We start from the raw sequence: 12,345 nt of genomic DNA, 5'->3' as shown, positions 1-12,345 counted from the left end.
CCCTCCCACCACACGCACGGACACCGTGCCCACGGACGCCCCCTCCTGGGGTTGGGAAGCCTCCAGGAGGGGGTTTCGTATTTTTGTGGTGCGGCGCCCGGGGGCGCCGCACCACAAAAAGCCACGTGCGATCGCTGGCATCGCTCCGACTCGCCTTGCGGCTCGCTTCTGTGTTTATTGCAGTGCCCTCCTCCTTCGGGCCTGGCGGCCCTCCATCGTCGGGCACTGCGGGCGATCGCTGGCATCGCTCCGACTCGCCTTGCGGCTCGCTGCGCGATCAGGGTCTCGCTTCGCTCGCCGCTGCCTTCGGACGCGATCGCGGTCCCCAGGTTGTTGCGGTGGCGGCTGAGCTCTGCGCAGTAGTGGCTACCGCTCCGCGCGCGCCTTTCCCTGGCTCGGGGGCGCGGCTTTTGGCCCGGAGCCGCGGCGGGACCGGGCCGCGCTACCGGTACCGCCGCGGCTCGGGGGTCTCAGCGGAGCCGTTTCTCCAGGTAGATGTTGACGATGCCGCCGATGGTCTCGCGGCGGGTCTCCGTCCAGCCGAACTTGCGGTAGAGGGCGAGGGCGGGGGGCTGCAACTCGGTGGTGTCGGCGCGGAGGACGCGGTAGCCGTACTCGGCGGCGCGTTCCTCCAGCGCCTGGACGAGGGCGGCGCCGTAGCCGCGGCGCTGCACGGCGGGCAGGACGCGCAGCCGCACCATCTCCACGGCGTCGAGGACGGGGCTGCCGGGCGCGTAGCCGCCGTAGGCGCGTGCGTGGCCGCCGGGGATCAGGTCGGCGCGGCGCAGGCCGCCCATCGCGACGATCCGGTCGTCCAGCTCGCCCACGAGGAACTCGCCGTCGTTGCGGAGATAGATGTCCTCCATCCGGAAGAAGTCGTGGTCGTAGTAGACGCCGTCGCCGGGGCGCAGGCCGACCTGGGCGAGGCCCTCGCGGTGCAGGGCGAGGACGGTGCCGTGGTCGGGGGCGCTATAGCGGCGCAGTCTCAGGTCTCCGTAGCTCCACACCGGTGGTTCGTCCTGGAGGCGGACGAGGGTGTGGTGGCCCTGCCAGGACGTGCTGTCAGGCGTGCCCATGCCCGGTCAGACCTGCTCACCCGGACGGACCGCGGGCCGGTCCTGGGTGGGACTCGTCACCCAGGGACCGGCCAGCGCCTCGTAGAAGTCCTTGAGCTGCGGGATCTCACCGCACTTGGCGTTGACGGCCGCGCCGATCTGCCGCGCCCGGTGCACGAGGATGTCGGACCGGTGGTCGGACGGCAGATCGAGGATGGCCTCCTGGCCGGCGGTCAGCGCGGCCTCGGGCTGCCCGGCGTGCAGCTTGCACATCGCGCGGTCGAGGCGCACCAGGGTCAGGTCGACGCGGTCGGTGGGCGCGTAGAGGGTGAGGGCGTGGCTGAGCACCTCGTCGCCGTGCTGGTGGTCACCGAGATTGGTGAACGTGTCACCTTCGTAGAAGGCCATCTGCCGGTCGGTGAACCCGAACACGAGGTCGGAGGTGTCGGTCTTGGAAAGCTGGTCGAAGACAGAGCGGCCGCGCACGAGGGCGCGGCGGGCGCTCGGGGCGGCGTCGCCGCGCCCGCGCATCGCCAGCATGCCGAGAGCGCGCGCCTCGACGGCGGGGGCCATGGCGGCGGCGACACCGGGGGTGCGGCCGGCGAGGTCCTGCGCCTTGCGGGCCAGGTGCAGCGCCTCGCGGGGGTCGCCGTAGTACATCGGCACGAGCGACTCCCGCACGGTCACCCAGGCGCGCAGCTGCCGGTCGCCGGTCTCGTCGGCGGCGGTGCGCGCCGTCCGGAAGAACGAGCGGGCCAGCCGGTGGTCGCCCAGGTTGATCATGATCAGACCGGACAGCCCGGACAGCTGCGCGGCGATCCGGCACAGCCTTTCCTGCAACTCGACGGGCTGGCGCTTGTCGCACATGCGACGCACCTCGCTGAAGTCGAGCAGCACGTCGCAGAGCATCCGGAGGGAAGGGGTCGCCTGGTACTGCCGGCCGTAGCCGTAGGTGGTCTCCTCCCACTGGTCGAGCATGGTCGGCGAGACGGTCGCGCCGACGAGCGTGTCGTCCATCTTGCGGCGCAGGTTGTCGACCGCCCCAAGGAACTGACCGTCGAGCGCCACGCCCGCTCCGGCCAGAAGTTGCAGAAGGGTCCTACGAAGCACGATGTCCTCCTCTCCTACATCAATGGTCAGGGGGGCACCTGCGCGGTCGGCGCCCCGAAGTTCGTTCACGGTTGCCCAGGGGCGGTCGTCGCTCCTGGGGACGATGGCCCCGACGAGCGCGCCGGGGTCGGGTGCCGCGCGCCGGTCGGGCGTGCGCGGCTGCGGGACGCTCACGGCGCCCGCCGAGCGGACCGCGTGGCCGCGGCCGCAGATGCAGGGACTCTGGTAGTCGAGGGCGTCGGGTTCGACCCGGTAGACGGCGCAGAGGTAGTGCAGGTACTCGGGGCCGGGTCTTTTGTACCCGCTCTCATAGGCGGACAGCAGCGTCTCCCCGAGCCGGGGCGGCGGCTTGCCGTCGACCTCGTAGAGTGCCTTGACCTGCGCCACGATGTCGGACAGCGCGACACCGTGGGCCAGGCGGTGCGCCTTGACCCGGCTGGTGCCGAACAGAGGCCCGCACTGCTCGTGGATCTCCTGCGCGATCTCGACCGGGGGACGACCTCGGGCCAGGGCATGCGCGCGGATCCGGCGAGCCACGTCGGTCTCTTTTCGGGGGGGATCCGACATCCTCCGGCCTCCTCACCGTCGGGTCGGGACGCCGCCCCGTCGGGGGTGGACGATCGTCCCTGCCACGGCGACCGGTCGCTTTACGGCCACGACAGATAATCTCTCGCGCACGCAGCGTAACCCTGGTCACAGGCCCGGCCAAGCGATTCCGGAGAACAGGCGACGTCCGGAGGCTGTCACGCCCCCCGCGGGTAGAGATTCTTCCTCCGAGGGGAGGGAGCCTTCCTCTGAGGTGGGGTAATCCGGTACTTCGCGGGACGGCCGGTCTCTTGACCCGCCACCGTGAGAGTTGCAATTCTCGCGGCGAGTGACCGGACGGATCCGCAGAGTCGATCAAGGATGGGCCCGCCGCGGAGCTCGCCAAGGGTGTGCTCGCCTTAACCGGAGGGGGTGCGAGAGGTGGTCAGCGACAGACGCGTCGGCTACCTGGAGGAGCTGGAGCACGAGCTCGACACGCGGGGGCTCGTCGCCCGGGTCGTCCGGACCCGGTCGGGCCCGGCCTTCCTGCGGGTCGTGAACCCCGAGGCCGCGAGCCTCGCGGAGGACGTGACCTGCGCGCCGGCTCCCGAGAGCAAGGACCACTACTTCTGGTGGTCGTGGGGAGAGCGCATGCACCACGTCGACGACGTCGGCGGCGCCGCCCACAAGCTGGCGCACGTCCTCCAGCCGCTGCGCCACGGGGTGAGCGGACGCTCCTAGCCCCCGAGACCCGGGCGTCCGGACGGCCGGACGCCCGTAAGACCGGGCGTGTCCCGCGGGCCGCGGCGGATCGGCGCGGCAGCCGCGGATCCGCGGGACACGTTCGCCCGAAGTCCCTCCCCGGCCGGTTCGCGTCACCTCGCCAGGCGCCGTACGAACCGGTCGGCCCCGTCCCCTACGATCGGGCTCGTACCCGCCGCGGGTCCACGGCGAGGTGTCGAGGCACCACAACGGCCGGGGAGGGTCTGCCGCACATGTCATTCGCCGCGCCGCTCAGCGCGCCCTTCAGCGTGTCGCTCGCCGCGTCGCCGGCCGCCGGGGTCCTGCCCTGGGCCCAGGACGGCACCCCCGAGAGGGCATGCAACAGCCAGGACCCCACCGTGACGTGCCGGCTCGTCTGGAACATCAGCCACAGCGACGACTTCACCCGGTTCTACGCCACCTGGCTCGACACGCCGCTCAGCACGCTTTTCTGGATCATCGTCACCTTCGTGATCGCGCTGATCGTGAAGAACATCGCGCACCGCATGATCACCAGGGTCACGCTCCGGATGGCCGAGGGCACCATGTCGGAGAGGGTCCGGGAACGGTCCCGGACGGTCTTCGAGGGCAGCCCGGCCCTGCTGAACAAGCGGCGGGCCCAGCGCGCCCAGACGCTCGGCTCGGTGCTGCGCTCCGTCGCGTCCATCGTCATCATGGGAACGGCCGCGTTCAGCATCCTCGGCTCGCTCGGCCTCAACCTCGCCCCCATCCTGGCCAGCGCCAGCGTCATCGGCGTCGCGGTCGGCTTCGGCGCGCAGAACATCGTCAAGGACTTCCTCGCCGGGCTGTTCATGCTGCTGGAGGACCAGTACGGCGTGGGCGACTTCATCGACGTGGGCACCGCGAAGGGGACGGTCGAGGCGGTCACGCTGCGGGTCACCCGGATGCGGGACATGGACGGCGTCGTCTGGTACGTCCCGAACGGCGAGATCAAGAAGGTCGGGAACGAGTCGCAGAACTGGGGCCGCGCCGTCCTGGACATCCCGGTCGACATCCACGAGGACACCGAGAAGGTCAAGGAGATCCTGCAGGCCACAGCCGACGCGATGGCCGCCGACTCGGCGTGGAGCGAGGCGATCCTGGAGGAGCCGTCGGTGTGGGGCGTCCAGGCCCTCGCGGGCGACGCGATCGTGATCCGCGTCGTGCTGAAGACGGCGCCGGGCAAGCAGGGCGACATCGCCCGCGAGCTGCGCGAACGCGTCAAGCGGGCGTTCGACGAGGCGGGCGTCACGGTCGCCACCCCCGCGCCCTAGTGGATCATGGTGAGAACCGGGGCGCGGCTCACATAGGGTGGAGAGCGCTATGGCTGAACAGGTGACCTTCTACGAGGCGGTCGGCGGCGAGGAGACCTTCCACCGGCTGGTGCACCGCTTCTACCAGGGCGTCGCGAGCGACCCCGAACTGCGCGCCATGTACCCCGAGGATGACCTCGGCCCGGCCGAGGAGAGGCTGCGGCTGTTCCTCATCCAGTACTGGGGCGGCCCGACCACCTACAGCCAGCGGCGCGGCCATCCGCGGCTGCGGATGCGGCACGTCCCGTTCGTCATCGGGCCGGCGGAGCGGGACGCGTGGCTGCGGCACATGCGGGCGGCCGTGGACGAGCTGGGCCTGCCCGAAGACCTGGAGCGGCAGCTCTGGGGCTACTTCACGATGGCGGCGCAGAGCATGGTGAACGCTCCGGCATAAGCGGGTAGATCGCCGTGTATGACGCGAATCCCGTGGTGGCGCGACGCCGTCGTGTACGAGGTCTACGTCCGCAGTTTCGCCGATTCCGACGGGAACGGTGAAGGCGACCTCCAGGGGATCCGCTCCCGGCTCGGCCATCTGCGCGACCTGGGCGTGGACGCGCTGTGGCTCACCCCCTTCTACACGTCCCCGCTGGCGGACGGCGGCTACGACGTGGCCGACTACCGCGACGTCGATCCGCGTTTCGGCACGCTGGACGACTTCGACGCCCTGGTGGCGGACGTCCACGCCCACGGGATGCGGCTGATCGTCGACATCGTCCCGAACCACTCGTCCGACCGGCACCGCTGGTTCCGCGAGGCGGTGGCCGCGCCGCCGGGGTCGCCCGCACGGTCGCGCTACATCTTCCGGTCCGGGAGGCCAGGGGATGGTCCCGGCGGGGAGGTGCCGCCGAACGACTGGCCGTCCGCGTTCGGCGGCCCGGCCTGGACGCGGCTGGACGACGGCGAGTGGTACCTGCACCTGTACGCGCCCGAGCAGCCGGACTTCAACTGGCGCAACCCGGAGGTGCGGTACGAGTTCGAGGACGTCCTCCGGTTCTGGCTCGACCGCGGGGTGGACGGCTTCCGCATCGACGTCGCCGCCGGGCTGTTCAAGGACGAGTCGTTCCGCGACCTCGGCGGGCAGGAGCGCCGGGCGCTGAACGGCCCCATGTACAGCCGTCCGGAAGTCCATGACGTGTACCGCAGATGGCGGCAGATCCTCGACGGGTACGACGGGGACCGCATGGCGATAGGCGAGGTGTGGACGGACGGACCGGAGGACCTCGCGCTCTATCTGCGTCCAGACGAACTGCATCAGGTCTTCCAGTTCGACCTGCAACTGGCTCCGTGGTCGGCCGCGGCGTTCCGGGAGGTCATCGTCGCCGCTTTGAAGGCCGTCGCTCCTACCGGGGCGGCCCCCACATGGGTGCTGTCCAGTCACGACTCCGTGCGCCACCTCACCCGTTACGAGCAGCCGGAAGGCGTCCCCGGAATCGGATATGCCAGGGCCAAGGCGGCGTTGCTGTTACTTCTGGGGCTTCCAGGGTCGGCGTACCTGTATCAGGGCGAGGAACTCGGACTGCCGGAGGTGGCCGACCTGCCCGGTGAGGCCCGGCAGGACCCCATCTGGTACCGGACGAACGGGGAGCTTGCAGGACGGGACGGCTGCCGCGTCCCGCTGCCCTGGTCGGGTTCCACCGAGCCGTACGGGTTCTCCCCCGACGGCGTCCGGCCCTGGCTGCCCATGCCGGAGGGGTGGGCGTCCATGACCGCCGAGGCCCAGGCGTCCGACCCGTCCTCCATGCTGGCCTGGTACCGCGAGGCGCTCGCGCTGCGCCGCCGCCTGCGGGACGGGCTTCCGGACGACCTGGAGTGGCTCGACTCCCCCGACACGGCCCTGTTCTTCCGTCGCGGGCCGCTCACGGTCGCCCTCAACTGCGGCGAGAACCCCGTGCGCGTCCCGGCGGGCACGCCGCTGCTGACCAGTACCCCGCTGTACGGCGACCTGCTTCCGGAAAACACGGCGGCCTGGCTCCAAACCGCCTGAACGAGGCCAGCGAGCTTCGTTGCGGGGGCCGGGCAAGCGAGCGCGGTGTGCCGCGCCGTGCAAGGGGTCAGTGCACGGGCGGCACACCGCGAGTTCGCTCCAGATGTGTCCGCTACAGCGGAGGACGCTGGAGCTGGAGCGGGTCGTCCGCGCGCGGTGCGGACTTCAGCGTCTGCGCGCCGGCCTCGACGCCCGCCCAGCGCTTGACGTAGGCGATCGCCTTCGACTGCTCGTCGGCGGGCAGCGCGGTGATGATGCGGCCGCTGTGGTTCATGCCCTGGGCGACGTAGACGGCCGAGTCGCGGCTGCCGCGCCCGAGGCGGAACGGCTCGGCGCCCCACGGGTCGTTGGAGCCGTACAGGAACAGCATGTGGTTCGCGTTCCCGCGCACCCAGCGGTCGATGTCGCGCATGGCCCGCCCGTTGTCGAACCGCATCGGGATGTCACGCGGGACGTAGGTGCGCGGCTGGTAGCTGCTCTCGTACCGCAGCAGCGGGCGGAGGTGCTTGAACTTCGGCGACGGCCAGCCGAGCTGCGTGCCCGCCTGGTAGTAGTACGGGATGTACGGGGAGAGACCCTGGTCGCTGTAGAACGACAGCCCGGAGATCGTGTCGAGCGTCTTGTACAGCTCGTCGTCGGTGGCGTTCACCGCGGGAAGGTCTGCGCAGTCGGACTGCAGGCTGTACTGCCAGAACGCCCACTCGTAGTCCATCACCGAGTTCTCGAAAGCGCGGTCCTGCGTGCGCAGGATGGTGAACGTCCAGCCGTTCTCGTCCGCGGCGGCCTTGAAGCGTTCGAGCATCGCGGGGCGGCGCTTGAGGAACTCTCGTGCGAGCCCCTTCACGTGGGCGCGGCATTCGGGGTCGGTGCCGACCGTCCGGAAGAACTCGTCGTAGGCGCGGTCGTCGTTGTTGCTGACGTCGTTCGGCGCGACGTACACGACGCTGCCGTCGACGTCGCGCGGGTAGAACCGCTTGTGGTAGACGGCCGTCATGCCGCCCTTGCTGGCGCCCGTCGAGATCCACTTGCCCTTGTAGATGGTCTTGAGGGCGCGGATCAGCCGGTGCTCGTCGGTGGCGGCCTGCCAGATCGTGTCCTTCTTCCAGTCCGTCGGCTCGGGACGGGACGGAGTGAAGTACCGGTACTCGACCGAGATCTGGTTGCCGTCCACCAGCGCCGTCGGCTCGGACGTGAACATCACTTCCGGCGTGTCGTAGCCGCTGGTGTAGAGCACCATCGGACGGTCGGCCGCCTTGTGCTGCAGCATGATGCGCTGCTCGAACCACTGCCCGCGCGGGTTGCGGTGGTCGACAGGCTGCCTGTACTCAAGCCAGAACCAGCGGTAGCCCGGCAGGGTCGAGGCCTTCTCCGTGACCTGCATTCCGGGGATCGCCTTGAGCTGGGCGAGGACGTCGCCCGCCTGGGCGGCACCCGCCGTGGCGGTGCCCGCCCGGGTCGTGACCGCCTGCGCCGCGCTGGCGCCCGCCCCGGTCATGCCGGCGGCGAGCAGCAGTGCCATCGCTCCTCGTGAGACGCGCCGCATTGTGCCCCTTTCACGTGGGTTCTCCACATTTGCGTCGCGACACTAGAGGGAGAAGTGGGCCGAAAACGGATCGCTGTTGCGCTTGTTACCTATCCGTGACGGCGCAGTTGTCACCGGGGCAGTGCGGATTTCCCTGATCAGGTCGGTGGAACGAGGGCGATTCCGTCGTCCCACGGGGCAAGGCACTCGAAAAGCCGTTCATCGTGCCAGCGCCCGTCCAGATGAATGTGGCGCCGGGCCGTTCCCACGGGCGTGAACCCGTTGCGCTCCAGAACGCGCTGGGACGCGTGGTTGTCGACCCTCGTGAACGCCTCCACGCGATGCAGGCGCAGCGCACCGAAGGCCACGTCCAGCGCCTGGCCGAGCGCCTCGGTGGCGACGCCCCGGCCGGCGTGCGCCCGCGCCACCCAGTAGCCGACGAAGCAGCTCTGGAGCGGGCCGCGCAGGACGTTGTTGAGCGTGATCCGCCCGGCGACCTCGTCGTCGACGACGATGACGCCCGGCCACATCTCCCCCGCCGCGTACGCCTCGGCCAGGTCGTGCAGGTTGTCGCGCTGTCCCTCCACCGTGTAGTACGCGTCGTCCCGTTCCGGTTCCCAGGGACGCAGGTACTCCCGGTTCGCCTCGTACAACGCCGCGAGGGCCTCCGCGTCCGCCACCTGGACGACCCGCAGCCGCACCCCGGACCGGCGTCCGTCCAGGGCAGGCGGCGGACCGGCGAGGGCCGTCATGCGCCGGGCGCCACGTAGCGCCCGATGAACTCCCGCTCCTCCCGAGTGAACCGCCGCAGCCGGTTCGCCTCGACGTCGAACGCGACGAGCGTCGAGGTCGCCTCGGCGTACACGTGCTCGTCGTCCCGCACCTCGTAGGCCAGCTTGAACGACGCCGCGCGGGCCTCGGTCACCCACGTCTCCACCCGGATCGGGTACACGGTCGGCAGCAGCGGCATCCGGTAGTCGATCTCGTGCCGGGAGATCACCATCCCGCGGACGGGCTTCTCCCCCTTCCGCACCGGGTCGCCGTGGAACATCTCCAGCCGCGCGTCCTCCAGGTAGCCGAGGAACTTCACGTTGTTCACGTGGCCCTGCGAGTCGATGTCGCCGAACCTGATCTTGAACTCGTAGACGTGCCGGTACTCGGCCGCGGCCATCTGCTGCATGTCCTCGCCTGGGGATACGGGGGAACCGGGGTCGCCTGATGCTACCCGCAGCGGGTTCAGCCCCTGACGAGGCAGGGTCGCTTCGGGTCGAACGTCCAGCCCGGGACCAGGTACTCCATCGCGGCCTCGTCGTCCCGGTCGCCCAGCCCGTACCGGAGATACCGGCGGTGCGCCTCCTCGATCCGCTCCTCGTCGATGTCGACGCCGAGACCGGGACTCTCGGGAAGCCCGATCGCACCGTCCACGATCTGGAACGGCTCCTTGGTCAGCCGCTGGCCGTCCTGCCAGATCCAGTGCGTGTCGATCGCGGTGATCTCCCCCGGCGCCGCCGCCGCGACGTGGGTGAACATCGCCAGCGACACGTCGAAGTGGTTGTTGGAGTGCGAACCCCAGGTCAGGCCCCACGCCTCGCACAGCTGCGCCACCCGGACCGAGCCGCGCATCGTCCAGAAGTGCGGGTCGGCGAGCGGGATGTCCACCGCGTCCAGCCGGATCGCGTGGCCGAGCTGCCGCCAGTCGATCGCGATCATGTTGGTGGCGGTGCGCAGGCCGGTGGCGCGGCGGAACTCCGCCATCGTCTCCCGCCCCGAATAGTCCGGCTCGGCGCCGCACGGGTCCTCGGCGTAGGCGAGGACGTCCTTGAGGCCGGTGCCGATCCGGATCGCCTCGTCCAGCGACCACGCGCCGTTCGGGTCCAGGTTGATGCGGGCCTCGGGGAACCGCTCGGCGAGCGCCCGCACCGCCTCGGCCTCCTCGTCTCCGCGCAGGACGCCGCCCTTGAGCTTGAAGTCGGCGAACCCGTACCGCTCCCGCGCGGCCTCCGCCAGCCGGACGATCGCCTCCGGGGTGAGGGCCTCCTCGCGCCTCAGCCGCAGCCAGCCGTCCGCGCCCTCCGGCGGCGCCTCGTACGGAAGGTCGGTCTTGTTCCGGTCACCGATGTAGAACAGGTAGCCGAGCATCGGGACGGTCCGGCGCTGGACGCCGTCGCCGAGCAGCGCCGCCACCGGCACGTCCAGGTATTGCCCCAGCAGGTCGAGCAGCGCCGACTCGATCGCGGTCAGCGCGTGGACCATGATCCGGGTGTCGTGCGTCAGCGCGCCGCGCCCGCCCGCGTCCAGGTGGCCGAACGTCGCGCGGAAGGCGTTGAGGATCTCGTCCGACCGGCCGATGGGCCTGCCGACGACCAGCTCGCGGGCGTCCTCCAGCGTCTGCCTGATGCCCTCGCCGCCCGGCACCTCCCCGGCGCCGGTGTTCCCGGACGAGTCGGTGAGCAGCACCAGGTTCCGGGTGAAGAACGGACCGTGCGCGCCGCCCAGGTTGAGGAGCATGCTGTCGTGCCCGGCCACGGGCACGACCCGCATCTCGGTGACGACCGGCGTGCTCATCGCGGCACGCCCTGGTAGGCGACGGGACGCTGGAAGCGCTCGATGGCGAGGCTCCCCACGGACGTCGTCCGTGAGTCGGACGTCGCCGGGAACGGGCCCCCGTGGACCATCGCGTGCCCGACCCGCACCCCCGTGGGCCACCCGCCCCACAGGATCCGCCCGGCCAGCCGCTCCGCGACGGGCAGCAGCCGCGCGGCGGCCTCGCCCGACCCGTGGATCGTCGCGGTCAGCTGCCCCTCCAGCCCGCGGGCCAGGGCGATGACCTGGTCGAGGTCGTCGCACCGGACGACCAGGGAGCACGCACCGAAGATCTCCGCCTCCAGGTCGGGGCCGAAGTGCTCGGCGTCGACCGCCGCGAGGGCCGCGCGGCAACCCGCCGCCGCGTCCGGTTCCCGTCCCCGGGCGAGGATCTCCACGTGCGGGTGGTCTTCGAGCCGCCCGACGCCCTCGGCGTAGGCGCGGGCGATGCCCGGCGTGAGCATCGGCGCCCCCGGGACGGCCTCGATCGCCTTCGCCGCCGCGTCCAGGAACGCGTCGAGATCGGTGCCCTTCACCGCGAAGACGAGTCCCGGGTTGGTGCAGAACTGCCCCGCGCCGAGCGTCACGGAGCCGACGTACTGCTCGGCCAGGTCCCCGCCGTTCTCCGCGAGGGCGTCCGGCAGCAGGAAGACGGGGTTGACGCTGCTCATCTCCGCGTAGACCGGGATCGGCCGCGGGCGGCCCGCCGCCGCCTTCGCGATCGCCAGCCCCGCCGTCCGCGACCCGGTGAAGCCCACCGCCTGGACGCGCGGGTCGGTGACGAGCGCGATGCCGAGCGTCGGGCCGTCCCCGTACAGCATCGAGAACACGCCTTCGGGCAGCCCGGCCTCGCGGACCGCGTCCGACACGGCCCGCCCGACGAGCTCGCACGTCCCGGGATGCGCGTCGTGCGCCTTCGCGATCACCGGGCATCCCGCCGCGAGCGCCGACGCGGTGTCGCCGCCGGCCACGGAGAACGCGAACGGGAAGTTGCTGGCCCCGAACACCACGACCGGGCCGAGCGGAACCCGCCCCTGCCTGATCTCGGGCCCGGCCTCGCCCGCCGGATCGACGCCGGTCACCGTGTCGGCGGCCCGCAGGTCGGCGGCGAACAGGCGCAGCTGCCCGGTGGTCCGGGCGACCTCGCCGGTCAGCCTCGCCTCGGGCAGCCCGGTCTCGGACATGGCCCGCGGGACGAGCGTGCCGGCCAGGTCGTCGAGCTTCCCGGCGATCGCGTCCAGGAACGCGGCGCGCTCCTCGGCGCTCGTGGCCCGGTAGGCGTCGAAGGCCTCGTCCGCCAGCGCGCACGCGCGCGCCACCTCCGCGTCGCCGCCGTAGCCGTACGCGGGATCGAGGCGTTCACCCGTGCGGGGATCGACGGCGGTGATCGTCCGCCCCGTCCCGGCGACGCGCTCGAAGCCGATCACCATCTCGCCGGTGAGCTGCGCCAATGTCCCGTCCTCCTCCGTCTGGGCAGGGGTGCCTGCCTCG

10 protein-coding genes and 1 pseudogene are annotated in these 12,345 nt (G+C 71.3%); 4 read left to right on the top strand and 7 right to left on the bottom strand.

Features of this window, described 5'->3' with window-relative positions; translation table 11 throughout:
* Window positions 1–470: 470 nt before the first annotated feature.
* Complete coding sequence (locus tag BM339_RS26770) at window positions 471–1,076, bottom strand: GNAT family N-acetyltransferase (protein ID WP_075022610.1); 606 nt, start codon at window positions 1,074–1,076, stop codon at window positions 471–473.
* Between the two features lie 6 nt (window positions 1,077–1,082).
* Complete coding sequence (locus tag BM339_RS26765; RefSeq protein ID WP_075022609.1) at window positions 1,083–2,732, bottom strand: NsdA family TPR-like regulatory protein; 1,650 nt, start codon at window positions 2,730–2,732, stop codon at window positions 1,083–1,085.
* 399 nt (window positions 2,733–3,131) lie between these two features.
* Between BM339_RS26765 and BM339_RS26760 the strand changes: the two genes are divergently transcribed.
* From BM339_RS26760 to BM339_RS26745, 4 genes and pseudogenes are all read left to right on the top strand, one after another.
* Window positions 3,132–3,431 carry a hypothetical protein gene (locus BM339_RS26760; protein WP_075022608.1) on the top strand — a complete coding sequence of 100 codons (300 nt, stop codon included), beginning with the start codon at window positions 3,132–3,134 and terminating at the stop codon, window positions 3,429–3,431.
* A 254-nt stretch (window positions 3,432–3,685) separates the two neighbouring features.
* Window positions 3,686–4,726, top strand: coding sequence for a mechanosensitive ion channel family protein (locus tag BM339_RS26755; protein WP_083597961.1), 1,041 nt, complete (start codon window positions 3,686–3,688; stop codon window positions 4,724–4,726).
* 61 nt (window positions 4,727–4,787) lie between these two features.
* Window positions 4,788–5,153 (top strand): annotated as a pseudogene (locus BM339_RS26750) (globin); the annotation flags it as partial.
* Between the two features lie 24 nt (window positions 5,154–5,177).
* A complete protein-coding gene (locus BM339_RS26745) occupies window positions 5,178–6,749 on the top strand; it encodes a glycoside hydrolase family 13 protein (protein ID WP_075022606.1) in 1,572 nt (523 codons plus the stop codon).
* Between the two features lie 112 nt (window positions 6,750–6,861).
* Here BM339_RS26745 and BM339_RS26740 read toward each other — a convergent pair whose 3' ends face one another.
* From BM339_RS26740 to BM339_RS26720, 5 genes are all read right to left on the bottom strand, one after another.
* A complete protein-coding gene (locus tag BM339_RS26740) occupies window positions 6,862–8,268 on the bottom strand; it encodes a S28 family serine protease (RefSeq protein WP_218163764.1) in 1,407 nt (468 codons plus the stop codon).
* Window positions 8,269–8,429: 161 nt separating this feature from the next.
* Window positions 8,430–9,023, bottom strand: coding sequence for a GNAT family N-acetyltransferase (locus tag BM339_RS26735; RefSeq protein WP_075022604.1), 594 nt, complete (start codon window positions 9,021–9,023; stop codon window positions 8,430–8,432).
* Window positions 9,020–9,451, bottom strand: a complete 432-nt coding sequence (locus tag BM339_RS26730; protein ID WP_075022603.1) for an acyl-CoA thioesterase — start codon at window positions 9,449–9,451, stop codon at window positions 9,020–9,022. Before BM339_RS26730 ends, BM339_RS26735 begins: the two co-directional genes overlap by 4 nt.
* Window positions 9,452–9,507: 56 nt before the next feature.
* Complete coding sequence (locus BM339_RS26725; protein ID WP_075022602.1) at window positions 9,508–10,836, bottom strand: enolase C-terminal domain-like protein; 1,329 nt, start codon at window positions 10,834–10,836, stop codon at window positions 9,508–9,510.
* On the bottom strand, window positions 10,833–12,305 hold the full coding sequence (locus BM339_RS26720) for an aldehyde dehydrogenase (NADP(+)) (RefSeq protein ID WP_021593088.1): 1,473 nt from the start codon (window positions 12,303–12,305) through the stop codon (window positions 10,833–10,835). Before BM339_RS26720 ends, BM339_RS26725 begins: the two co-directional genes overlap by 4 nt.
* Window positions 12,306–12,345 lie beyond the last annotated feature (40 nt).

Source organism: Actinomadura madurae, from assembly GCF_900115095.1.
Lineage (GTDB): Bacteria > Actinomycetota > Actinomycetes > Streptosporangiales > Streptosporangiaceae > Spirillospora > Spirillospora madurae.
Note: the sequence above shows the minus strand (reverse complement) of the source record. Positions and strands in the feature narration are given on the sequence as shown.

What these genes read in the sequence shown, in the direction of transcription:
- BM339_RS26770 (WP_075022610.1), bottom strand. Translation starts at nt 1,076, where the DNA reads ATGGGCACGCCTGACAGCACGTCCTGGCAGGGCCACCACACCCTCGTC.
- BM339_RS26740 (WP_218163764.1), bottom strand. Translation starts at nt 8,268, where the DNA reads ATGGCACTGCTGCTCGCCGCCGGCATGACCGGGGCGGGCGCCAGCGCG.
- BM339_RS26745 (WP_075022606.1), top strand. Translation starts at nt 5,178, where the DNA reads ATGACGCGAATCCCGTGGTGGCGCGACGCCGTCGTGTACGAGGTCTAC.
- BM339_RS26755 (WP_083597961.1), top strand. Translation starts at nt 3,686, where the DNA reads ATGTCATTCGCCGCGCCGCTCAGCGCGCCCTTCAGCGTGTCGCTCGCC.
- BM339_RS26725 (WP_075022602.1), bottom strand. Translation starts at nt 10,836, where the DNA reads ATGAGCACGCCGGTCGTCACCGAGATGCGGGTCGTGCCCGTGGCCGGG.
- BM339_RS26765 (WP_075022609.1), bottom strand. Translation starts at nt 2,732, where the DNA reads ATGTCGGATCCCCCCCGAAAAGAGACCGACGTGGCTCGCCGGATCCGC.
- BM339_RS26730 (WP_075022603.1), bottom strand. Translation starts at nt 9,451, where the DNA reads ATGCAGCAGATGGCCGCGGCCGAGTACCGGCACGTCTACGAGTTCAAG.
- BM339_RS26735 (WP_075022604.1), bottom strand. Translation starts at nt 9,023, where the DNA reads ATGACGGCCCTCGCCGGTCCGCCGCCTGCCCTGGACGGACGCCGGTCC.